This window comes from Myroides phaeus (assembly GCF_900099675.1).
Taxonomy (GTDB): domain Bacteria; phylum Bacteroidota; class Bacteroidia; order Flavobacteriales; family Flavobacteriaceae; genus Flavobacterium; species Flavobacterium phaeum.
This window is the reverse complement of sequence record NZ_FNDQ01000028.1, coordinates 1-21908: the sequence shown is the minus strand read 5'-3', so window position 1 is coordinate 21908 and position 21908 is coordinate 1. Positions and strand designations below refer to the sequence as shown.

Here is a 21908-nt window from a genome sequence, read left to right as displayed (position 1 = left end):
TCATACGATTAAATAGCTATTTCTCCTCCTAACTCTCCTCTTCTCTATTTTCCTACTAAACCAAAAACTCTTATCTTAGTGCAGTATTTATAAGAATAATGATGAGCAGAAATATCCTTGACACCCCTATTGAATACCTTAAAGGCGTTGGTCCACACCGTGGAGACTTGTTTAAGAAAGAGTTAGGTATTTTTACTTATAGAGATTTGCTACACTTATATCCTAACCGATATATTGACCGTACGCAATACTACAAAATCAACGAACTTCACAACAACAGTAGTGAAGTACAAATCGTGGGAAAAATTATTCATATAAAAACAGTAGAACAAAAAAGAGGTAAGCGTTTAGTAGCTACTTTTACTGATGGCACAGGACAAATTGAATTAGTTTGGTTTCAAGGTTTTAGGTGGATTCAAGAAAACCTACAACTTAATACTCCCTATGTCGTTTTTGGTAAGCTTAATAGTTTCAACTACACATTTTCAATGCCTCATCCTGAGCTCGAACTCTTAGAAGAACACAAAAAAAACATCGCTTCTACGATGCAAGCGGTTTATCCTTCTACAGAAAAGTTTGGCTCTAAAATTTCTAATAAAACTTTAATTAAGTTGATGACGCAACTCTTAAATGAGAGTCACACTTTTTTTATTGATACATTATCTCCTGATTTTAGAAAACAATTGAACTTACTATCTATGCCTGAAGCGTTGATTAATATTCACTTTCCTAAAAATCCTGAGATACTAAACAAAGCACAGTTTAGATTAAAGTTTGAAGAGTTGTTCTACTTACAAATGCAATTACTTATCAAGAATATCGCGAGAAAAGGAAAAATCAAAGGTTTCCCTTTTGAAACAGTAGGTGACTATTTCAACACCTTTTACAAAAACCACCTACCTTTTCCGCTAACAGGTGCACAGAAACGTGTTCTTAAAGAAATTAGAAATGACGTCGGCCAGCCTGCTCAAATGAACCGCCTATTACAAGGTGACGTAGGGTCTGGTAAAACTATAGTTGCCTTTATGAGTTCACTCTTAGCTTTAGATAACGGTTTTCAGGCGTGTATTGTTGCTCCTACCGAAATCTTAGCTACCCAACACTTTATTGGTATAAGTGAGTTGGCAGAACCATTAGGTTTAAACGTGAAACTGTTAACCGGATCTACTAAAACAGCTGAACGACGAGTAATCCACCAAGAGCTTGCTGAAGGTAGCTTACATATTTTAATAGGAACACACGCCTTGTTTGAAGACAAGGTTATCTTTAAAAACTTAGGTTTAGCCATTATAGATGAACAACACCGTTTTGGTGTGGAACAGCGTTCAAAATTATGGAAGAAAAACATTATTCCTCCTCATATACTGGTAATGACTGCAACTCCAATTCCAAGAACGCTTGCCATGAGCTTATATGGAGATCTTGACATTTCTGTAATTGATGAATTACCCCCTGGAAGAAAACCTATTAGTACAGCTCATTATTTTGAGGGTAAAAGACTTGCAGTTTGGCATTTCATCAAACAAGAAATCGCTAAAGGCAGACAAGTATATATCGTATATCCTTTAATTGATGAAAGTGAAACATTAGATTATAAGAATTTAATGGAAGGATATGAAGGCATATCTCGCGATTTTCCACTGCCTGAATACAGTGTGAGTATTGTACACGGACAAATGACTCCGGCTGAAAAAGACCGTGAAATGGAGCGTTTTGCAAAAGGAGAAACCAATATTATGGTAGCTACTACTGTTATTGAAGTTGGAGTAAATGTACCGAATGCTTCTGTTATGATTATAGAAAGTGCTGAACGTTTTGGTTTATCTCAATTACACCAATTAAGAGGCCGTGTTGGTCGTGGGGCTGAACAGAGTTACTGTATATTAATGACAGGGGATAAACTAAGCAACGATTCTAAAATTAGAATGGAAACGATGTGCAGAACAAATGACGGTTTTGAAATATCGGAAGTTGATTTAAAACTTCGCGGACCTGGTGATATTATGGGAACGCAACAAAGTGGTACGTTGCCATTGAAAATTGCCGACCTTGTTAAAGACCAAGAAATAATGCATTATGCAAGACATCACGCAGTTGAACTTCTAAAAAAAGACCCTTCATTAGAAGATCCTGAAAATCAATATATCAAACAAAAAATAGAGCTATTAAATAGCAAAACAACCATTTGGAATTACATAAGCTAACAATAACACAATGAAATTAGTATTCGCATCAAACAACAAAAACAAGATTAAAGAAATCAAAAACCAACTACCAGATTCTATCGAAATATTAAGTTTGGAAGACATCGGATGTGTTGTTGATATTCCTGAAACAGCTGATACAATTGAGGGCAATGCTCTTTTAAAAGCAGACTTTATTAAACGCCACTATGGTTATGACTGTTTTGCTGACGACTCAGGACTTGAAGTTGACGCTTTAAACGGAGCGCCTGGGGTTTACTCTGCTCGTTATGCAGGGGAACAAAAAAACGACGAGGACAATATGGACAAGTTGTTACGTGAATTAAAAGACAAAGACAATAGAAAAGCTAACTTTAAAACTGTCATTACATTACATATCAAAGGTGAAACATATAATTTTACCGGTATTGTAAACGGACAAATCATTGACCAACGCAAGGGAACAGATGGTTTTGGATACGATCCAATTTTTCAAGCAGATGGAATGGATAAAACCTTTGCAGAAATAAGTATGGAAGAGAAAATTGCTATTAGTCACAGAGGAAAAGCTGTCAAACAATTAGTAGAATTCTTATTACAAGCAAAGTAGAAATATAGAGCTATCAGAAATGATAGCTTTTTTTATGCTAAAATTTCTCTTATTAAACTTAGCTCACTACCCTATCCTAAATTCAAATCAACCAACTTCATACTACTCTCCTAACCAACTGATAAACAATACAAATTTCACTTATTTTACACCTACTCGAAAATAATTTGATTAACTTGCAGAGAATTTCCTTTCTTCTTCCAGAAATTATCTTTTAAAACACCTCTTTAAATTACAAAATAAATGCGTTTAAAACGTGCTTTCTTCGGAAGCTGTTCGGGAACTGTCCGAGTCACCTTCGCAAAAAAGGTATCATTTCCGAACAAGTCCCGAACAAGGCTCTTTTTAAAGTATAACAATCAGCCCTAAAATCGCAAGTCAGATTATATATAAAACACAATAATATCCCTAATAATAGATTTTAAAATATCTCTATGAGCTTGTCTTAAAGACATCATCGTTCTGCTTGAAATAGAAAGAGTATTAATTCAATTGTATTTATTTCTTATATGAATTCATCAACAAAAGAATGTATAAGTTGTATTGAAAACAAAAAAAGCGATTAAATTCACTCTAAAAACAACAATATCTATAAATTGAAATGATTTTTTTAAATCAAACATTCAATCTTTCTCCTAAAAAATGTTAAATCACAACTGCTTCAGATTAAACACAAAACAAGAGTAAAATGCTCAAAAAGAGCAACAAACACAGTCTATCGCGGTCAAAACAAAGCACTTAATATATTACATTTTTCCCACTAAAACCATAAAATTTGATTTTTTAAAAATAATAACCGTATCAAAATAATCTTTTTACGCAGAATAGTAGTATATTTGCGGCTATTTAATATTTATATGAACAATTTCGAACAATTAGGATTAAATGAATCTCTTTTATCAGCGATTAAAGATTTAGGTTTTGAAAATCCATCTGAGATCCAACAAAAGGCGATTCCATTACTATTAGAAAGAAATACCGATATTGTTGCGTTAGCCCAAACGGGGACTGGGAAAACCGCAGCATTTGGTTTCCCTTTAATTCAAAAGATAGACGTGTCTAATAAAAACACACAAGCTCTTATCTTATCGCCGACTAGAGAGTTATGTTTGCAAATCGCAAACGAAATCAAACAGTATTCGAAGTACGTAAAAGGACTTCATACTGTAGCTATTTATGGTGGGGCAAGCATTACAGAACAAGCAAAAGACATCAAACGTGGTGCTCATATCATCGTTGCTACTCCAGGTAGAATGCAAGATATGATCAACCGTGGTATGGTGAACATCAAGAACATCGAGTACTGTGTATTAGATGAGGCGGATGAAATGCTTAATATGGGCTTCTACGAAGATATCACTGCTATTTTAGCGGATACACCAAGAGAAAAAAGTACTTGGTTATTCTCAGCTACAATGCCAGCTGAAGTTGCGAGAATCGCAAGAGAATTTATGAAAACACCGGAAGAAATTACGGTTGGACATAAAAACGAAGGTAACAAAAGCGTTAGTCATGAGTTTTACTTAGTATCTGCAAGAGATCGCTATTTAGCTTTAAAACGCTTAGCAGATGCTAATCCAAATATTTTCTCAGTTGTATTTTGTAGAACAAAAAGAGATACACAAGCAATTGCAGAAAAATTAATTGAAGATGGTTACAATGCTGCTGCTCTTCATGGAGATTTATCGCAAGCTCAACGTGATGGTGTTATGAAGTCTTTCCGTGCTAAGCAAATTCAAATGTTAGTTGCTACTGACGTTGCTGCTCGTGGAATTGACGTTGATGACATTACACACGTAATCAACTATCAATTACCAGACGAAATCGAAACTTACACTCACCGTAGTGGACGTACAGGTCGTGCTGGTAAATCAGGTGTTTCTATGGTAATTGTTACCAAAAGTGAATTAAGAAAAATTTCTGCAATCGAAAGAATTATCAAAAATAAATTCGAAGAGAAACCAATTCCTTCTGGAATTGAAATTTGCGAAATTCAATTATTCCACTTGGCTAACAGAATCAAAGAAGTAGAAGTTAGCCCTGAAATCGAGGCTTACTTACCTGCTATCTCTGAATTATTACAAGACTTCGACAAAGAAGAAATCATTAAAAAAGTAGTTTCTGTAGAGTTTAACCAATTCTTAGAGTACTACCAAAAAGCTTCTAACAGTTTATCTAACGTAGGTGGTGCAAACCGCAACAACTCTAAAGAGGTTCCTACTGATGGTGCTGTTCGTTTCTTCGTAAACTTAGGTGCTAAAGATGATTTAGATTGGATGTCTTTAAAAGATTATTTACGTGATACTTTAGAATTAGGTCGTGATGACTTATTCAAAGTTGATGTAAAAGAAGGTTTCTCTTTCTTTAATACTGAGGCTGAACACGCAGAAAAAGTAATGGAAACTCTTAACGGAGTTACTTACAACGGAAGACGTGTTAACGTTGAAATCTCTAATAATGATGGTGGACGTAACAGCGGAAGACGTGATCATGGAAACCGTGGTGGTGGACGTGGACGCGGTGGTGAAAGAAGATCATCTGAAGGTCGTGGCGGAGAGAGAAGATCTTTCGGTGGCGAAAGAAGATCGTCTGAAGGTCGCGGAGAAAGAAGATCATCTGAAGGACGTGGAGAAAGAAGATCATCAGATCGTTCTCCAAGAAATGAAAGAGGATCAAGAAGAAGTAATGACGGTGATTCATCTAGAAGATCTAGAAGAGACTAAGTTGTTAATTTTTTTAAAATAACATACAAAACTGTAAAATATCTCTTATTTTTAAGCAATCTTAAAAACTATGAGAAATTTTACAGTTTTTTTATTTCTAATACTTACTACTGTGGGCGTTTTGGCGCAAGACAAGACAACTGTAAGTGGTACTATTCTAAATGATAAATCTTTTCTACCGATCGATGATGTTAATGTAATTAATATCACTAAAGTTAAAGGAACCATCAGCAAACGCGATGGTAGCTTCTCCGTGGAGGCTAACCTTAACGACTCTATTCATTTTTCTTATCCTGGTTATGTGCCAATCAAACTAAAAGTTACAAACGACTGGATAAACAATGACAACTTAAAAGTCTACTTTACTGAACAAAGTATTGAGCTTGACGAAATCGTTATCAAGAAGTTTGACCTAACTGGTTATTTGGAAGTTGACACTAAACTTATTGCGTTAAATGAAAAAATGCAGTTCGACTTCTATAGAAGAAACCAAACTCCGTATTACGGAACTGCAATGGGTACATTTTTTAGTCCTGTTGATGTGGTTTATAACCTATTTAAAGGAAAATCAAAAAAGCTTAAAAAACTTGAGGCTATTAAAGAAGATCAGAATATGATTGCTTTAATGCAAACAAGGTATGACCGTGAAATCGTTTGTGGTCTTTTAGATATCACAAGAGAGGACATTGTTAAATCATTACAAAACTGCAACTATAGTGATAAATTCATCTATACGGCTACCGATTTTCAAATATATCAAGCACTTAGCGATTGTTTTGAAAACTCTAAAGTTCTTGCAACTAAAAAAGTAAATACATCTAATTAATAGATGTATTTTTTTTGCACTTTTTCCCCGTTTTCCCTTATGGAAAATAGAAATAAAAACTATTTTTGTACAAATAACAACACATCATTAATTATAAACTACTATACCAAAGATGAATATTGTTCTAAAAGCTGCCAAAGTTATTGACCCTCAGAGTCCTTTCCACAACCAAACTATTGATTTACAGATTGAAAATGGTGTAATTACTAAAATTGCAAAAGATATCAACGCTACAAATTGCGAAGTTATCAATGCAGAAAATTTACACATTTCTCAAGGATGGTTTGATAGTTCTGTGTGCTTAGGAGAACCTGGTTTTGAAGATAGAGAAACTATCGCAAATGGTCTTGACGTGGCTGCGAAAAGTGGTTTTACACAAATAGCGGTAGAACCAAATGCTAATCCAATTCCTGATACACAAAGTATCATTAGTTTTATCAAACAAAAAGCGTTTAATAAAACTACTGAGGTATTCCCTATCGGTGCCTTAACTGTAAAATCAGAGGGAGTTGACTTAGCCGAATTATACGATATGCAAAATGCAGGTGCAGTTGCATTTGGAGACTATAAAAAAGCAATTCAAAATGCTAATATCCTTAAAATTGCTTTACAATACACACAAGATTTTGACGGATTAGTTATCGCTTTCTCTCAAGATAGTAGTATCAAAGGAAAAGGTGTTGCTCACGAAGGAATTGAAAGTACTAAACTTGGATTAAAAGGTATTCCTGCTCTGGCTGAAGAATTACAAATAGCACGCAACTTATTCTTATTGGAATATACAGGTGGTAAAATGCACATTCCTACTATATCTACTGCAAAATCAGTTGAATTAATCAAAGAAGCTAAGAGTAAAGGATTAAATGTTACTTGTAGTGTTTCTGTTCATCAACTAATTCTTACGGATAACACATTAAACGATTTTGATACAAGATATAAAGTATTACCTCCATTGAGAGATGACAGTCATAGAAAAGCATTAATCGCTGGAGTTCTTGATGGTACTATTGATTGTATTACATCAGAGCACAATCCACTTGATATTGAACACAAAAAATTAGAGTTCGAAAAAGCAACAGATGGTACTGTTGGACTTGAATCTGCTTTAGGTGCTTTAGGAACTATTTTACCAACTGAAGTAATTGTTGATAAACTTACGAAAGCAAGGGAGATATTTAACGTTGAAAAAGCAACTATCACAGAGGGGGCTAAAGCAAATATTACGTTGTTTGACCCTAATAGCGAATGGACATTCACAAAAGAGGCTATATTATCAAAATCTAAAAACTCTGCTTTCTTAAATCAACCAATGAAAGGAAAAGTTATAGGTGTTATTAACGGTAATAATGCTATCTTCAACAAAAAATAAAACACATAAATTACAATGCTGAAACAATTTACGAAAGAAGAAATTAAAGAGGGAAAAATCACTGCTATTATTACACACCTTACATTTGTCGGATGTATTATTGCGGTATTTATGAACTTAGAACCTAAAAATCGCTTTGCTGGTTTTTATGTAAAGCAAACTATTGGTTTGCACTTGTTCTTTTTTATAATGATGACTCTTGCATCTTTAATCGCTTCTGAAATGGCTTTCTATGCTTTTTACTTGAGTTTCTTCGTACTGTGGGTTTACAGCTTTGTAGGAGTTTTGAGCAATGACATTAAGCCACTTCCAAAAATTGGCGTATATTTCCAAAAATGGTTTAATAAATTATCAGCTTAATTATTATGGATACATCATTATCAATTGCATACTTAATTCAAGAGCCAAAAGTTAAGAAAGAAAAGAACCCTCTTATTTTATTACTTCACGGATATGGAAGTAATGAAGAAGACTTATTTTCTTTTGCTTCTGAATTACCTGAAGATTATTATGTAATATCTGCACGTGCACCCTACCCTGTTCCTCCTTACGGAAATGCTTGGTATGCTATACACTTTGACGCAGATGCTAATAAATTCTCTGACGATAATCAGGCTATTGAATCAAGAGACTTAATCGTTAAATTTATTGATGAACTAATTGCTAAATATCCAATTGATGCTAACGACATCAATCTTGTAGGGTTTAGTCAAGGTGCTATATTAAGTTATGCTATTGCACTTTCTTATCCTGAAAAGATTAATAAAGTAGTTGCTTTAAGTGGATACTTCAATAGTAATATCATTAAAGAAGGATTTGAAAAAGGAAATCTTGGCAAATTAAAGTTCTTTGCCTCTCACGGAACAGTAGATCAAGTTATCCCTGTAGATTGGGCAAGACAAACTCCTACTATTTTGAAGAGTTTAAACATTGAACACGAGTATAAAGAATACCCTGTAGGACACGGAGTTCACCCGTTGAACTTTGCAGACTTCAAAAAGTTCTTATTGAAATAAAAATAAAAAAGGCTGGTATAAAATTTATACCAGCCTTTTTTATTACTCGTCTTCTTCAGGTATTAAATCCGAATTAATAACCTTTAATTCTATTGTCTTAGCAGCAGTAAACTTAACATCACCTTTATACTTCAACACTAAATCTTTTTCAGTTTCTAATTCCCAACCTGCGTTAGTATATAATTTCTTTTTATTTGTCTGTTCTAAAAGGATACCTCCTACTTTATTTGGTAAGAAAATTTCAGCTTCTTTTTTATTATTAGAGAAAAGTACAAAACAACTCACATCGTTGTCTTCTAATTCATTTTCTTCCGTACTATCTTCTGCTAATCCTATCGGGTTTAAACGAAATCCCTTTTCAAAAATACGAACACAATCATCTTCAATTTCACTCCACTTATACCCTGCTGTATAAGCACAACCGTGTTCATCTTCATCTTGTGAAACAATGGTTCTACTTCCATTAGTAGAAATAGCCTCTTTACTTGTTTCACTTTTGTCTTCTTTTAGTATAAAATCACATGATGTTAAAAAGAAGCATAACAGCGCTGTTAAACTTAAAGATATTCTCATATTAATAAGTGGTTAGGTTTATTTTGTAGGATATAAAATTGTATCAATTGTCTTAAACTCTGTTGGTTTACCTTCTGTAAAGAAATACTTAATTAATACTTCTCCGTGAATAGCTCCAGCATAGAAATCAGCAATAACCCAACGGTGATTAATAATTTTTACTTTATTAATAATACATTTATCCTCGTTTATTTTACCATAAGGTACTAAAGGATTACCATTCTCTTGGTGATTTAATGCTAATATTTCTTCTCTAATCTGAACCAAATTATCATCAATCTTTTTATAATCGAAATACTCTTGCGCATCTTCGTTATTTTCTACTGAAAAGTAATTTGCCTCATTGTACTCTTTAATCACTTGCTTTAAAGAATCTCGTACAATATCAATTCTCTTGTGTGCAATTTCTATCTTCTTTTCCTCCATTTGATACATGTTTTTATTGTTTGCATAAAACAACACCATGATAACAAGTGAAAAAAGGAATAAATAGAAGAAAGCTTTATGTCTCATAATGAAAAGTAAATTTAAATATTTATTCGTAAATTGTCATATGCCAAATATACATTATTTGGGAGAATTGCAGAGACTTCTTTGTGAAAACCTAAATCTTGTGCAATGTGTGTTAAATAAGCTCTCTCTGGCTTTACTTGCTCTATAAACGCTAAGGATTCGGTTAAATTAAAATGAGTTGGATGTTCTTTTATTCTCAAGGCATTTACTATCAAAACCTTACATCCTTTTAGCTTTTCTATTTCCTCTTCTGAAATGTATTTTGCATCAGTAATATAAACTAAATCTCCAAAGCGATACCCGTAAATAGGCAATGGTCCGTGCATAATATCAATGGGAATTACAGTCTTATCTTTAACCTGAAAAGCTTCACCTGAGTTCACAATATGTTCTATTACACTCGGAGCTCCAGGATATCTGTTCTCTTGTGTGAATATATACTCATATCTCTTTTCTAAAGCAGTCATTACTCTTTCAGAAGCATAGAGAGGCATAGATCCTTGAAGATAGCATAGAGGTCGTATTTCATCAAGTCCTGCAATATGATCAGCGTGTTCGTGGGTAAACAGTATGGCGTCTAAGTAACTACACTCTGCCGTTAGCATCTGTTGTCTAAAGTCAGGACCACAATCCACTAAAATCGTAGTATCATCCCATTTGATTAAAACCGAAGTTCGCAATCTTTTATCTTTTTGATCTTCACTTTTACCTACTGGATGATCAATCCCCAAAATAGGAATACCTTGTGAGGTACCTGTTCCCAAAAAATATACTTCCAAAACGCTATAATTTTCCACAAAAATAAGGTTTATCTTTTTTTGTTGTACGATATTTGTTAGGTTTGTTTAAAATAGCTTACAGATGAAAAATTTTGCAGAAGATTTAGTATTAGAAGGAGATAGATTTATAGAGCATCAGCCTGCCATATCAGACAAAGCTCTTCGCATAAACTTAAACAATAACATATACGGAACATTTGCCGAAATTGGTGCAGGACAAGAAACAGTGCGCCATTTCTTTAGAGCTGGTGGTTCTTCAAGAACAGTTGCTAAGGCAATGTCTGCTTATGATAAAGTTTTTAGTGACGCTATTTACACAGTAGAAGACGACGGGAGATATGTAACAGAAAGCCGTCTGATTAAAATGTTAGATTACGAGACTAAGAAGATTGAGGACCGCTTAGTGAGAGCAGAAAACCCTACAAAAACTTTCTTTAGTTATGCCAATACAGTAGCTACAATTGACTACGCTAAAAAGAACAAAGGTCACGGTTGGGTTGGAATTATGTTCCAAGGAAAATCAGACCAAGAATACAGTAAAATTGTTCTTCACATTCAGTTCAAAGAAACTGATTCTAAACTACAACAAGAAACATTAGGAATATTAGGGGTTAACTTAATTTATGGTGCTTTTTACCAACATCACGATCCTAAGAAATTAATTTATAGCCTATACGATCACTTAGACAAAGACCAAATCGAGATTGATAGTATCAACTTCTCAGGTCCTATGTTTGATAAAGTAGACAATCGTTTGATGAGTTTACTTTTGGTTAAAAACGGAATGACAGAGGCTGTAATGTTTGGTCCTGACGGAAGAAGTATTTTACCTGCTAATGCATTGTACAAACAAAACATTCTTACGTTAAGAGGTAGTTACAGACCAGTTACAATTGTAAATATGAACTTATACAGAAAATCTCTTGCTAAGTTTTTAAGTACAAATAACTTGTCTGAAAACAACACAAAAGTAATCTTTGAAATTACGCTTTCTAACTTATTATCTGAAGGTGAGTTAGATGAAATCGACTTCTTACACAGAGCTGATTTATTGTGCTCATTAGGACAAACAGTAATGATCTCTAACTACCAAGAGTACTACAAATTAACAGAGTACTACTCTAAATACACTGACCAAAAAATTGCATTAGCAATGGGAGTTAGTAGCTTGTTAAACATTTTTGAAGAGAAATATTACAAAAACTTAACTGGTGGTATTTTAGAAGGACTTGGTAAGTTATTTAGAAATGATATGAAGATTTTCTTATATCCTATGTTAAACGAAGAGGGAGAAATCATTGATTCTACAAACTTAAAAGTAGCTTTACACATTAAAGAGTTATACAAATTCTTTAAGAAAACAGAGCAAATCATTGATATTGATGATTATCAAAAAGAGAATTTATCAATCTTCTCAAGAGATGTTCTTAAACTTCTTCAACAAAACAAAGAAGGATGGGAAGATAAATTACCTGAGGGTATTTCTAAAATCATTAAAGAAAAAGAACTTTTCGGTTACAAAAAGAAATAATATTTTTGCTGGCTGTACAACAGCTTATAAAAGGAGGTCATTGGCCTCCTTTTTTATTACTGCTTATCTTAAAAAGGGACATTCCTTAAGATTATTACTGACTAATGTCTCATAAGTACATACTTACAAATAGTAAGTTATAAGCAAGCAATTCAATTTTTTAAAACAATCTGATTATTTTTTAAGTAATTGTTTACTCAAAGCCCCTATCCTCTTTAATTTTATCTCGACATCCTCTGACCAAGGTAAACCAATACACAGGCGAATACAATTCTGAAATTGTTCTTGTACTGTAAACATACGCCCAGGAGCTATGCTTATCTTCTCTGAAATTGCCAAATCGTACAAATCCATAGCATCTATTCGCTCGTCAAACTCTATCCACAATGACAAACCTCCTTGTGGTCTATTAACCTTTGTTCCTAAAGGAAAACTATTAATAATGGTATTCAAATATTTTTGGTAATTGCTATAAATATCCTTCCTTAACTTACGCAGGTGTTTATCATAATTGCCAGATTTCATAAAACTCGCAACTGCTTCTTGCATTAAAGAGGGAGTAGATATTAAGTGAACCAACTTCTGGTGTATAATCTTATGCTTATATTTTCCTGCAGAAACCCATCCCACGCGATAACCTGGCACTAACGTTTTTGATACAGAACTACACCACAAAACATTCCCTGTTTTATCAAAGGCTTTGCAACACTTTGGTCGTTGATTGCCAAAGTACATATCTCCATAAACATCATCTTCTATAAGCGGAATATTATGTTTATCTAATAACTCCACTATCTCTTTCTTATTTTCATCTGGCATACAGCTTCCTAAAGGAGTATTATAATTGGAGATTAACAAACACATATCTATATAAGCTACAGCCTCTTTTAATGCTTCAATTTTTATTCCAGTTACTGGATCTGTTGGTAATTCAACTACCTTAAACCCCAAATCAATAGCTAACTGAAATATGCCTGGATAGCACGGACTCTCAATTGCAATTGTATCACCTGGTTTACCAAGTGCTAACATACACAAGGAAATAGCACTCATACTCCCATTTGTAGTAATAATATCTTCTTCTCTCAAACTACCTCCCCAACTAATAGATCGTTGTGCTATCATTCTTCTTAAATTAATATTTCCTTGCACAGAATCATATTCTACTCCTCCGTGAGTTACTGTACGAGAAGCTGCTATAATCTCTTTCTTCATCTTAGCTAATGGCAGAAAATCATCATATAAAGTACTATAAGAAAACAAGGTTAATGCTCTGTTTCCCATATTAGCATATACCTTTCTAATTATCTCCTTTGGCTCTTTATTGTTAGCTAATAAAATAGGATTACTCGCTTGTGGCAATGGGATATCATCATAATAACAATTGCTAACATAATACCCCGACTGAGGTTTTGCTTCTATCAACCCTTGCGACTCTAATTCAAGATATACCCGTTTAGCTGTATTCATACTTACCTTGTGTTCGCTACACAGCATACGCACAGAAGCTAACTTATCACCTTCCCGTAATACTCCACTCTTTATTTGCTTTGCTATAGCCTCTGCAATGCCTATATATAAATAATTGTGTTCCATAATTTTCTAAACTGTATCCATTCAAATATACAAAATTGTTACTGTGCTTATCAACTGTATCCTTGTATTTTTGTCCTATAACTAAATCATTAGACATGAAACAAGCTACTGCATTAAACACTGTAAAACAAACCTCCCTTTCAAATGGGTGGATTAATGGCTTTATAGGGGTATTGCTTTTTAGTGGTTCTATGCCTGCAACCAAAGCCGCTGTTATTTCCTTAGACCCTATTTTTGTAACTGCTGTAAGAGCTGCGATTGCAGGAATTTTAGCATTGGTCTGTTTATTATTATTTAAAGAAAAGAAGCCAACAAGAGCACAATTAACACCTTTAGCTATTGTAGCAATAGGTGGTGTAATTGGTTTTCCTTTGCTATCTGCATTGGCTTTACAACATATTACATCAGCACACTCATTAGTTTATTTGGGAATACTACCTATGTCAACTGCTGTTTTTGCAGTGATAAGAGGAGGTGAAAAACCTAAGCCAATATTCTGGCTGTTCTCTATAGTAGGTAGTTTAATCGTAATTGGATTTGCAGTTTTACAAGGAGGGACAAGTTCTACAATCGGAAATATTCTTATGCTTATTGCTATTTTACTTTGTGGGCTTAGCTATGCGGAAGGTGCTAAATTATCAAAAGCATTAGGAGGATGGCAGGTGATTTCGTGGGCCGTTGTATTGTCTCTTCCCGTATCACTACCTCTTATGTTCTTTACAGCTCCCTCTAATCCCGAATTTGTAGGTTTAGACGCTTGGATTGGTGTTGCGTACTTAGGAGTATTTAGTATGTTTCTTGGATTTGTATTTTGGTACAAAGGATTAGCACAAGGAGGAATTGCGTCTGTAGGTCAATTACAATTACTTCAACCTTTCTTTGGTTTAGCATTAGCGGCTACATTGTTAAACGAATATGTAAGTCCGAATATGATATTAGTTACTATTGGAGTCATTTTATGTGTAGCTGGAAGTAAAAAGTTTGGGTAATTAATAAATAGCGCAAGTTTAAAACATTATTATTGGTTAATAATAAGGTTTCAATGTAAGTTGGAAACTAAAAAAGGAGGTCATTGACCTCCTTTTTGCTATCGTATAGTTTGATTATTTTATACTATTGTAGTACGTGCGTAAAACTTCTTCCCTAAAATTAGGATGTGCAATACTTGCCATTGCCTCCACTCTTTGTTTTAAAGTCTTTCCATACAAATCTGCTACACCATATTCTGTAACAATATATTGCGCGTGAGCACGTGTAGTAACAACTCCTGCTCCTTGTTTTAAGAAAGGTACAATGCGATTATCACCGCGATTACTAACAGAAGACAATGCTATAATTGCTTTACCTCCTTTACTCAACGATGCCCCACGTACGAAGTCCATCTGTCCTCCTACTCCTGAATACATTTTTGTACCAAGCGAGTCCGCACATACTTGTCCTGTTAAATCAACTTCTAAAGCAGAGTTAATAGCTACTACTTTAGGATTTTGACGAATAACAGAGGTATCATTAACATAGTTAGACTCTTTCAAAACGATAAACGGATTGTTGTCAACAAACTTATATAATCGCTCTGAACCAATCAAAAACGTTGCTAATGCTCTTCCTTTGGTAACAGCTTTCTTAGAACAGTTGATTACACCACTTTCTATCAAATCAATCACACCATCTGAAAACATTTCTGTGTGCAGTCCTAAATCCTTATGATTTGTCAATTGAGCTAATACCGCATTAGGAATATTTCCAATTCCCATTTGCAATGTACTTTCATCTTCAATAAGTTCGGCCACAAAACCACCAATCTTAGCTTCTGTATCCGTAATTACAGTTGGCTTAGAAGCATAAAGCGGACAATTGTGTTCTACTGCCATATCAATCTTTGAAATGTGTAACACACTATCACCAAAAGTACGTGGCATAAAAGAATTAATTTGAGCAATAACAACCTTAGCACATTCCATTGCTGCGACCGTAGCTTCTACAGAGACTCCTAACGAACAAAAACCGTGTTCGTCTGGTGGTGAAACTTGAATTAAAACAACATCTAATGTAACAGCTCCTTTTCTAAACAAATTAGGCACTTCACTCAAAAAAACTGGGGTATATGAGCCATTGCCAGCCGCAATAGTATGACGTACATTTTTTCCAATAAAGAATGAATTTACGTGAAAACTATCAGCTAACGCTGGGTCTGCATATGGCGCCGCTCCTTCTGTATGAATATGACAAAACTCTACTCCTCTCAATTCATCTGCTCTATCTGAAATAGCTTTTGTTAAAACATTGGGGGTTGCCGCTGCTGCATGCACATAAATCCTATCTCCGGACTTGACTACTTTTGCCGCTTCTGACGCTGAAACATACTTCATAATATTTTCTTTTAGTACAACCTATTGATGTTATCGCTGGCTTGATTAAACAGCTTACAAAATACAACTTTTCACTGTATGATTATATGACAGATGTTGGGTTTAGGTAAATAAATCTATCGCTTATGTACATATTGAGTAATTTTGGTGATTAACTGCTCTAATTTAGCCTATATTTAATCTACTTTGAATACCTATGCATCTTGTCTATTTATTCACTACGGATAAATTAAAACGTGAATTGCGCTATACAAGACGATATCCATTGCCAAATATCTATTGTGATTTACTAATTCAACATTGACAATATTTACCAGCCTTTTGTACAACTTTTAATTTGAAAAGGATTATTAATCCAAATAGTATTATTTTTGTATTCAATCTCATTTACAAAGAATGACATCAATAAATAAAAAAACATTACAAGACTTAGAATTCCATACAGTTTTAGAAACTGTTTCTGCACTTTGTGTAACAGAAGCTGGTAAAGAAGCTGCTTTGGAAATCGGACCATATAAAACAGAAGAATCTACTATTCGAGCGTTAAAACAAACGTCTGAATATGTTTCTTCATACACTAATAATAATATAATTCCCAATCATTATTTCGACAGTATTGACTACGAATTAAAGTTTTTAGGAATTGAAGATAGTTTTCTTGAAGTAAGTAGCTTTAAAAAGATATTTACACTGACAGAAACAACGCTTAACTTACTTGTTTACTTAAAGAAATTTGAGGAATATTACCCTAATTTATATAGTAAAGCAGTTGATTATCCCCTTGAAAAAAGTATCTTAAAAGATATTGAAAATGTATTGGACAAATACGGTGAGATCAAGGATAATGCTTCTCTTGACTTAATGAATATTCGCAAGAACATCAATTTAGTAAGAGGAAAAATCAACCAAAGTTTCGGTGCTGCTTTATCACAATACAACAGTGCAGGATATTTAGATGATATCCGTGAAACTGTAGTTGAAAACAGACGTGTATTAGCTGTAATGGCAATGCACAGACGTAAAGTGAAAGGTAGTGTACTTGGTCAATCTAAAACGGGCAGCATCGTTTATATTGAACCAGAGGCTACACTGCGTTTTTCAAGAGAATTAAACAACTTAGAATATGAAGAGCGAGAAGAGATAGTTCGTATCTTAAAAAGATTGACAAACACAATTCGCCCTTTTAGAGAGTTGTTGTTTGACTATCAAAACTTCTTAACTTTTATTGATATTACTGCCGCTAAGGCAAAATATGCTAATAAAATTAATGGTCTGTTGCCTGAAATAACATCCGAAAGAGAAATGTATTTCAGAGAAGCCTACCACCCTATTCTATTGGTTAACAACAAAGAGAAAAGGAAACCAACTTATCCTCAAACAATTAGTTTAAAACAAGATAGCCGTATTATTGTTATCTCTGGACCAAATGCTGGAGGAAAGAGTATTACGTTAAAAACTGTTGGATTACTTCAACTTATGTTACAGTCGGGTTTACTTATTCCTGTTCACGAACGCAGTAAAACCTTCTTATTTGATCGTATTTTAACAGACATTGGAGACAATCAATCAATTGAAAACCATTTAAGTACATACAGTTACCGCTTAAAGAATATGAATTACTTCTTGAAAAAGTGTAACGACCGTACTTTATTTTTAATTGACGAATTTGGTACTGGGTCTGACCCTGAATTAGGAGGAGCGTTAGCTGAGGTGTTTTTAGAAGAGTTTTACGATCGTGAAGCTTATGGTATCATTACCACTCACTACACTAATTTAAAAATATTAGCAGATGAATTACCTAATGCCACCAATGCTAATATGTTGTTCGACGAGAAATCACTTGAACCAATGTATAAGTTAAATGTGGGACAAGCTGGTAGTTCGTTTACTTTTGAAGTAGCACAGAAAAACGGAATCCCTTTTAGCTTAATTAATAGAGCTAAGAAAAAAGTAGAAGGTGACAAAGTTCGCTTTGACAAGACAATTGCTAATTTGCAAAAAGAACGTCATAAGTTGGAGCGTACCTCTCAGAACTTAAAAGAAGAAGAAACAAAAGCAAGAGAAGAAAGCAAGAAAATGGAATCTATAAATACAAAGATTCAAGAAAAATTGGAGAGATACCAAGAGCTTTTCGACTCAAATCAACGCTTAGTTTCTCTTGGACAACGTTTAGATGATTTATCAGAAAAATACTTCAACAATAAAAGCAAGAAGACTTTGTTTGGAGAAATTCTAAAAGTAGTTGAAATTGAAAACTCTAAACGCAAGAAAGTTACCATAAAAGAGAAAAAGGAGAAAGAACAACAACAAAAAGAACTTATTAAAGAAGTAGAGCAAAAAGTTGAGGTTATTCGCCAAGAAAAGAAAGAAGAAAAAGTCAAAAAACAACAAGAACAAGTTAAAAACAAAACGAACTTCCCTCTAAAAGTTGGTGATAGAGTTCGTATGATAGACGGTCGTTCTGTTGGAACAATTGATGTTATTGAAAAAAATAAAGCTACTGTTAACTATGGTTTCTTCACTTCTAAAGTAAGTTTAGACCAGTTGGAGATGGTACAACGCAAAAAGTAATGTTAGATATACCACGAAATAAAAAAATAATCTTGTTTGACGGTGTTTGCAACCTTTGCGACAACACCGTCCAAAAGGTTATTAAAGCAGATAAAAACGATCAGTTTAGATTTGCTTCTTTAGACTCTGAAATCGGTAAACAGATTTTGGACTACATAGGTGTGGATAGACAAAAAATGGATAGCATTGTGCTTTACCAACCAGGTATTTCATACTACCTAAAATCCCAAGCAGCTTTTAAGATAGCTTCATACTTAGGACTTCCCTACTCTCTGATAAATATCTTTTCTGTTTTCCCCAAAGCACTTACAGATATTGGTTATGATTTTATAGCTAAAAATCGTTATAAGTGGTATGGAAAAAAGGAAAGTTGCATGATTCCTAATGAATCAATTAAACAGAAATTCCTGTAATTTCTAATCTTAATACTTTTTTGTGATTTTTTAATCGCAAATAATTTCACTTAAACTTAGGCATTGCTTATATTTGCGTACTTATAAAAAACTATTCTCGAATGCAGATTTCATACAATTGGTTAAAACAATTCATTAAATTAGACATTACACCAGACGAAACTTCAGAAATCTTAACAGACTTAGGTCTTGAGGTGGAAGGAATCACTCACTATGAGAGTTTAAAAGGTGGTTTAAAAGGAGTTGTTGTTGGACACGTATTGTCTTGTACAAAACATCCTAATGCAGACAAATTAAACGTAACAAAAGTTGATTTAGGAACAGGTGAACCAGTACAAATCGTTTGTGGTGCTCCTAATGTTGCTGAAGGACAGAAAGTACCTGTTGCTACAATTGGTACAGAATTATTCGATGCAGAAGGAAATGCATTCCAAATCAAAAAAGGTAAAATTCGTGGAGAAGAGAGCTTTGGTATGATTTGTTCTGAAGTAGAACTTGGAATTGGAACAGATGGTAGTGGTATTTTAGTTCTTGACAACAAATGGGAACCAGGTACTCCTGCTGCAACTATTTTCAATGTTGTAACTGATGAGGTTTTTGAAATTGGATTAACTCCTAACCGTTCTGATGCAATGAGCCATTGGGGGGTTGCTCGTGATTTAAGAGCTGGCCTTTTACAAAACTCAAAAGAAGAAATTCAACATAAAGAGTTGATTACTCCTTCTGTTAGTAAATTTAAAGTAGAACGTAGAACGTTAAAAATTGACGTAAGCGTTAATGATTATAAAAAAGCTCCAAGATACTGCGGAGTAACTATCTCTGGCGTTGAAGTAAAACAATCTCCTGAATGGTTACAAAACAGACTTAAAGCTATTGGAATTGCACCTAAAAACAATATCGTTGACGTTACAAACTATGTACTACACGATTTAGGGCAACCACTACACGCTTTTGATACAGCTAAGATCAAAGGCGGAAAAGTTATTGTTAAAACTGTTGAGGCTGGAACAAAATTCACAACTCTTGACGGAGTTGAAAGAACACTTCACCAAGATGATTTGATGATTTGTGACGAGAACGGTCCAATGTGCTTAGCAGGTATTTTTGGTGGATTAAGATCAGCTGTTTCTGAAAACACAACTACAATTTTCTTAGAAAGTGCTTACTTTAACCCTGTTACTATCCGTAAAGCGGCTAAAAGACATGGTTTAAATACTGATTCATCTTTCCGTTTTGAAAGAGGAATTGACCCGTCTATTACAGAATATGCTTTAAAACACGCAGCTTTATTAATTCAACAAGTAGCTGGAGGTGAAATCACTTCTGATATCGTTGATTTGTACCCTAAAAAAATTGAAGACAGTTCAGTTTTCTTAAACTTCAATAATATCAACCGTTTACTTGGAGAAGAAATCCCAAAAGATACAATAAAGAAAATCTTAGTGTCTTTAGATATTAAAGTACATAGTATGTCTGATGTTGGTATTGGTATCACTGTACCTGCTTACCGCGCAGACGTAACAAGAGAAATTGATATTATCGAAGAGGTATTACGTGTATATGGTTTCAACAATATCACTTATTCTTCTAAATTAAACGCTACAATTGCAGCAAACTCTCGTACTGAAGATCATAAAGTACAGAATATTATTGCTAACCAATTGGTTGCTCAAGGGTTTCATGAGATTATGAACAACTCATTAACTACTCCTGATTACAGCGATTTATCAGAGAATATCAACTCAAGTTTCCAAGTAGATATCTTAAACCCATTAAGCCACGACTTATGTGTAATGAGACAATCTTTACTTTTTGGAGGTTTAGAGTCTATTTCTTACAACATCAATAGAAAACGTGGTGATTTAAAATTCTTTGAATTTGGTAAAACTTACCATAAAATGCTAAACAGTTATGAAGAATACAAGCGATTGGCTGTTTTTGCAACGGGTAATATCACTAAAGCAAGTTGGAACTCAACACAAAAACCTATTGATTTCTTTGAATTCAAAGCATACATCAATGCTATTGTAGCTCGTTTAGGATTAACAAAAACAACAACTCAACCTGTTGAATCTGACATCTTCTCTGAAGGTATCTCATATTACTTAGGTAAAGATTTAATTGTTGAATTTGGTATTCTTAAGAAAGGTATTCTTAAAGAGTTTGACATCAAACAAGAAGTATTCTATGCAGAATTTAATTGGGATAACACCATTAAAATGTTATCTGCTAAAATTAAATTTACTGACATTAATAAATATCCATCTGTTAAACGTGACTATGCTCTTTTAATTAATGAGAATGTTACATTTGGAGAAATATTCAATATTGTTAAACAGGTTGATAAAAATATCATTAAAGATGTTACATTATTTGACGTCTACCAAGGAGATAAAATAGAAGATGGTAAAAAATCTTATGCTATTTCAATCTTAATGGAAGATTCAAGTAAAACATTAACTGATAGTCAAGTTGAAAAAATAATGGGTAAAATACAATACCAACTTGAAAATAATGTTGGTGCTCAATTGAGATAATCATTACATCCATATACTAAAAAGCATAACCATTCATTTGGTTATGCTTTTTTTTATTCACCTTATCTTCTATACTAGTTTATATAATAATTAGATCTATTTTCTAATATTACAAAATACTACTGATATGAATGCCTACATCTATAAAGTACAAAAATCCTACCGCACAAATTGTACTCAGAAGTAATCAACCTTAATACTACGTGACTAGTCCTAAAATAGATTGACAAGTTTTTAAACAATACATCCAGAGGGATTTTCTCTCTGGATTTTTTTATGCACATAATTTGGAGTGAGCA

General features: G+C 33.7%; 17 protein-coding genes. 12 read left to right on the top strand and 5 right to left on the bottom strand.

Annotated elements, in window-relative coordinates:
• Positions 1 to 101 precede the first annotated feature (101 nt).
• The 7 genes from recG to BLT46_RS11580 all read left to right on the top strand — a co-directional run bounded on the left by recG (position 102) and on the right by BLT46_RS11580 (position 8727).
• Positions 102 to 2204: an ATP-dependent DNA helicase RecG gene (gene recG, locus BLT46_RS11610; RefSeq protein ID WP_090410296.1), complete on the top strand. Its 2103-nt coding sequence runs from the start codon at positions 102 to 104 to the stop codon at positions 2202 to 2204.
• 10 nt (positions 2205 to 2214) lie between these two features.
• Positions 2215 to 2793: a non-canonical purine NTP diphosphatase gene (locus tag BLT46_RS11605; protein ID WP_090410285.1), complete on the top strand. Its 579-nt coding sequence runs from the start codon at positions 2215 to 2217 to the stop codon at positions 2791 to 2793.
• 857 nt (positions 2794 to 3650) lie between these two features.
• A complete protein-coding gene (locus BLT46_RS11600) occupies positions 3651 to 5516 on the top strand; it encodes a DEAD/DEAH box helicase (RefSeq protein ID WP_090410284.1) in 1866 nt (621 codons plus the stop codon).
• 70 nt (positions 5517 to 5586) lie between these two features.
• Positions 5587 to 6342, top strand: coding sequence for a carboxypeptidase-like regulatory domain-containing protein (locus tag BLT46_RS11595; RefSeq protein ID WP_090410283.1), 756 nt, complete (start codon positions 5587 to 5589; stop codon positions 6340 to 6342).
• Positions 6343 to 6454: 112 nt separating this feature from the next.
• Positions 6455 to 7711, top strand: coding sequence for a dihydroorotase (locus tag BLT46_RS11590; protein ID WP_090410282.1), 1257 nt, complete (start codon positions 6455 to 6457; stop codon positions 7709 to 7711).
• A gap of 15 nt (positions 7712 to 7726) precedes the next feature.
• Entirely contained in the window at positions 7727 to 8071 is a 345-nt protein-coding gene (locus BLT46_RS11585; RefSeq protein WP_090410281.1) for a hypothetical protein, read from the top strand.
• Between the two features lie 5 nt (positions 8072 to 8076).
• On the top strand, positions 8077 to 8727 hold the full coding sequence (locus BLT46_RS11580; RefSeq protein WP_090410280.1) for an alpha/beta hydrolase: 651 nt from the start codon (positions 8077 to 8079) through the stop codon (positions 8725 to 8727).
• A 42-nt stretch (positions 8728 to 8769) separates the two neighbouring features.
• Here BLT46_RS11580 and BLT46_RS11575 read toward each other — a convergent pair whose 3' ends face one another.
• The 3 genes from BLT46_RS11575 to BLT46_RS11565 form a co-directional block, all read right to left on the bottom strand.
• Positions 8770 to 9300: a hypothetical protein gene (locus BLT46_RS11575; protein ID WP_090410279.1), complete on the bottom strand. Its 531-nt coding sequence runs from the start codon at positions 9298 to 9300 to the stop codon at positions 8770 to 8772.
• Positions 9301 to 9318: 18 nt separating this feature from the next.
• The gene (locus BLT46_RS11570; protein WP_245722985.1) at positions 9319 to 9726 is read right to left on the bottom strand and encodes a hydrolase; all 408 of its coding nucleotides are present in this window, start codon (positions 9724 to 9726) and stop codon (positions 9319 to 9321) included.
• Between the two features lie 101 nt (positions 9727 to 9827).
• Positions 9828 to 10592, bottom strand: a complete 765-nt coding sequence (locus BLT46_RS11565) for an MBL fold metallo-hydrolase (protein ID WP_090410277.1) — start codon at positions 10590 to 10592, stop codon at positions 9828 to 9830.
• 82 nt (positions 10593 to 10674) lie between these two features.
• On the opposite strand from BLT46_RS11565, the gene BLT46_RS11560 reads away from it, so the two are divergent.
• Positions 10675 to 12123 (top strand): nicotinate-nucleotide adenylyltransferase, encoded by a 1449-nt coding sequence (locus tag BLT46_RS11560; RefSeq protein ID WP_090410276.1) that lies wholly within the window; start codon positions 10675 to 10677, stop codon positions 12121 to 12123.
• A gap of 174 nt (positions 12124 to 12297) precedes the next feature.
• Here BLT46_RS11560 and BLT46_RS11555 read toward each other — a convergent pair whose 3' ends face one another.
• Positions 12298 to 13719 (bottom strand): aminotransferase-like domain-containing protein, encoded by a 1422-nt coding sequence (locus BLT46_RS11555; protein ID WP_090410275.1) that lies wholly within the window; start codon positions 13717 to 13719, stop codon positions 12298 to 12300.
• Positions 13720 to 13814: 95 nt separating this feature from the next.
• Between BLT46_RS11555 and BLT46_RS11550 the strand changes: the two genes are divergently transcribed.
• Positions 13815 to 14708, top strand: a complete 894-nt coding sequence (locus BLT46_RS11550; protein ID WP_090410274.1) for a DMT family transporter — start codon at positions 13815 to 13817, stop codon at positions 14706 to 14708.
• A 114-nt stretch (positions 14709 to 14822) separates the two neighbouring features.
• Here BLT46_RS11550 and BLT46_RS11545 read toward each other — a convergent pair whose 3' ends face one another.
• Positions 14823 to 16088 carry an acetyl-CoA hydrolase/transferase family protein gene (locus BLT46_RS11545; protein ID WP_090410273.1) on the bottom strand — a complete coding sequence of 422 codons (1266 nt, stop codon included), beginning with the start codon at positions 16086 to 16088 and terminating at the stop codon, positions 14823 to 14825.
• Positions 16089 to 16484: 396 nt separating this feature from the next.
• Between BLT46_RS11545 and BLT46_RS11540 the strand changes: the two genes are divergently transcribed.
• From BLT46_RS11540 to pheT, 3 genes are all read left to right on the top strand, one after another.
• Positions 16485 to 18659, top strand: a complete 2175-nt coding sequence (locus BLT46_RS11540) for an endonuclease MutS2 (protein ID WP_090410272.1) — start codon at positions 16485 to 16487, stop codon at positions 18657 to 18659.
• Positions 18659 to 19072 (top strand): thiol-disulfide oxidoreductase DCC family protein, encoded by a 414-nt coding sequence (locus tag BLT46_RS11535; RefSeq protein ID WP_090410271.1) that lies wholly within the window; start codon positions 18659 to 18661, stop codon positions 19070 to 19072. The genes BLT46_RS11540 and BLT46_RS11535 overlap by 1 nt, the downstream gene beginning before the upstream one ends.
• 101 nt (positions 19073 to 19173) lie before the next feature.
• Positions 19174 to 21609 carry a phenylalanine--tRNA ligase subunit beta gene (pheT, locus tag BLT46_RS11530; protein ID WP_090410270.1) on the top strand — a complete coding sequence of 812 codons (2436 nt, stop codon included), beginning with the start codon at positions 19174 to 19176 and terminating at the stop codon, positions 21607 to 21609.
• Positions 21610 to 21908: the final 299 nt, after the last annotated feature.

Coding starts and splice junctions, on each gene's coding strand:
- BLT46_RS11555 (WP_090410275.1), bottom strand. CDS start 13,719: ATGGAACACAATTATTTATATATAGGCATTGCAGAGGCTATAGCAAAG.
- BLT46_RS11570 (WP_245722985.1), bottom strand. CDS start 9,726: ATGGAGGAAAAGAAGATAGAAATTGCACACAAGAGAATTGATATTGTA.
- BLT46_RS11545 (WP_090410273.1), bottom strand. CDS start 16,088: ATGAAGTATGTTTCAGCGTCAGAAGCGGCAAAAGTAGTCAAGTCCGGA.
- BLT46_RS11540 (WP_090410272.1), top strand. CDS start 16,485: ATGACATCAATAAATAAAAAAACATTACAAGACTTAGAATTCCATACA.
- pheT (WP_090410270.1), top strand. CDS start 19,174: ATGCAGATTTCATACAATTGGTTAAAACAATTCATTAAATTAGACATT.
- BLT46_RS11600 (WP_090410284.1), top strand. CDS start 3,651: ATGAACAATTTCGAACAATTAGGATTAAATGAATCTCTTTTATCAGCG.
- BLT46_RS11580 (WP_090410280.1), top strand. CDS start 8,077: ATGGATACATCATTATCAATTGCATACTTAATTCAAGAGCCAAAAGTT.
- BLT46_RS11575 (WP_090410279.1), bottom strand. CDS start 9,300: ATGAGAATATCTTTAAGTTTAACAGCGCTGTTATGCTTCTTTTTAACA.
- BLT46_RS11595 (WP_090410283.1), top strand. CDS start 5,587: ATGAGAAATTTTACAGTTTTTTTATTTCTAATACTTACTACTGTGGGC.
- BLT46_RS11605 (WP_090410285.1), top strand. CDS start 2,215: ATGAAATTAGTATTCGCATCAAACAACAAAAACAAGATTAAAGAAATC.
- BLT46_RS11535 (WP_090410271.1), top strand. CDS start 18,659: ATGTTAGATATACCACGAAATAAAAAAATAATCTTGTTTGACGGTGTT.
- recG (WP_090410296.1), top strand. CDS start 102: ATGAGCAGAAATATCCTTGACACCCCTATTGAATACCTTAAAGGCGTT.
- BLT46_RS11550 (WP_090410274.1), top strand. CDS start 13,815: ATGAAACAAGCTACTGCATTAAACACTGTAAAACAAACCTCCCTTTCA.
- BLT46_RS11590 (WP_090410282.1), top strand. CDS start 6,455: ATGAATATTGTTCTAAAAGCTGCCAAAGTTATTGACCCTCAGAGTCCT.
- BLT46_RS11560 (WP_090410276.1), top strand. CDS start 10,675: ATGAAAAATTTTGCAGAAGATTTAGTATTAGAAGGAGATAGATTTATA.
- BLT46_RS11585 (WP_090410281.1), top strand. CDS start 7,727: ATGCTGAAACAATTTACGAAAGAAGAAATTAAAGAGGGAAAAATCACT.